The sequence below is a fragment of the Massilia sp. HP4 genome, from assembly GCF_005222695.1.
GTDB lineage: Bacteria > Pseudomonadota > Gammaproteobacteria > Burkholderiales > Burkholderiaceae_D > Telluria.
Genome location: NZ_STGG01000063.1, coordinates 1 through 1080, shown reverse-complemented (window position 1 = coordinate 1080; position 1080 = coordinate 1). Strand labels below are relative to the sequence as shown.

The window sequence follows — 1080 nt, the reverse complement described above, 5'->3', positions numbered from 1 at the left end:
CGGCTCATGCTGGACAGAACGCCATTGGACTGCAGCAGGTCACGGTAGTCATGCGACGCGTACACCGTGCCTTGGTCACTATGGAAGATCAGGCCCGTACTGGGCTTTCTCTGCGCCAAAGCCATCTTCATTGCCGCGATCGGCAGTGTCGCTGCCTGCGTGACATCCATCGACCAGCCCACTACACGCCGCGCAAACAAGTCCAGTACGATGGCCAGGTGAAGCCAGCCTTCCTTTGTGCGCAACGCCGTCATGTCGCCCACCCAGACCTTGTTCGGCGCGTTGACTTGAAAGCCTCGCTCGACCCGATCCGGCGCCGGCGGCTGCACGCGCTCCATCGCTTTGATGGCGCGGAAGCGCTTGATGCGGGTCGTCTGGATGTTCTCCAGCTTGCGTAGCCTTCGTACACGGTGTTTGCCGCACTGAAGACCTTCCTTGCGTAGCAGATGCCACATCTTCACTGTGCCTGGCGCCCAGCGATGCGCTGCGTTGATCCTGACGATCTGGGCGCGCATAGCCAGGTCTTCCTGGCTACGCAAGCTCGGCTTGGCCTTCTTGGACGCGTAGTAGTTGCTGCGGCTGATGTCGAGTTCACGGCACAGTGACTTGACTGGAAATTCGCTACGGTGCTCGTCGATGAATGCGTACTTCACTTCTTTAGGCGAGTTAAGTACGCATCGAACTTTTTTAGGATGGCCAGCTCCTCATGGGCACGGGCCAGATCGCGGCGCAGTTGTTCAACCTCGGTGAGCTCATCTGAAGAAGGCCGCCCAGGCGAGCGTAGTGGTACGTCCGGAGCTTGCTTGTCGATCTTGTCAGCCCACTTATAGAGCATATTGCGCCGGATCCCCAGCTCGGCCGCCAGATTGGTCGCGTTCTGTCCCTCGGTACGCAGACGTGACACCGCCTTGCGCTTGAACTCATCGTCGTACGTGGCGCGTGGCTTGGTTGTGGATGTCGGGGTGGCGGGAATGATCTCCCGCTTCGATGGTAGCTGTTTCTTTTTCATGTTTATCCTTTAGGGACATATTGTCCCTTATTTGGATGTTCATGAAACCCGGACCATCTCAACCTGACCCC

At 58.1% G+C, this 1080-nt stretch carries 2 protein-coding genes; both read right to left on the bottom strand.

Going from position 1 to position 1080, the window contains the following annotated elements:
* Nucleotides 1-653, bottom strand: a 653-nt coding sequence (locus E8M83_RS22840) for an IS3 family transposase (protein WP_137175658.1), incomplete at its 3' end; no start/stop codon positions are given.
* Complete coding sequence (locus E8M83_RS22835) at nt 650-1009, bottom strand: transposase (protein WP_137175657.1); 360 nt, start codon at nt 1007-1009, stop codon at nt 650-652. The genes E8M83_RS22835 and E8M83_RS22840, both read right to left, overlap by 4 nt.
* Between the last annotated feature and the right edge of the window lie 71 nt (nt 1010-1080).

Coding starts and splice junctions, on each gene's coding strand:
- E8M83_RS22835 (WP_137175657.1), bottom strand. CDS start 1,009: ATGAAAAAGAAACAGCTACCATCGAAGCGGGAGATCATTCCCGCCACC.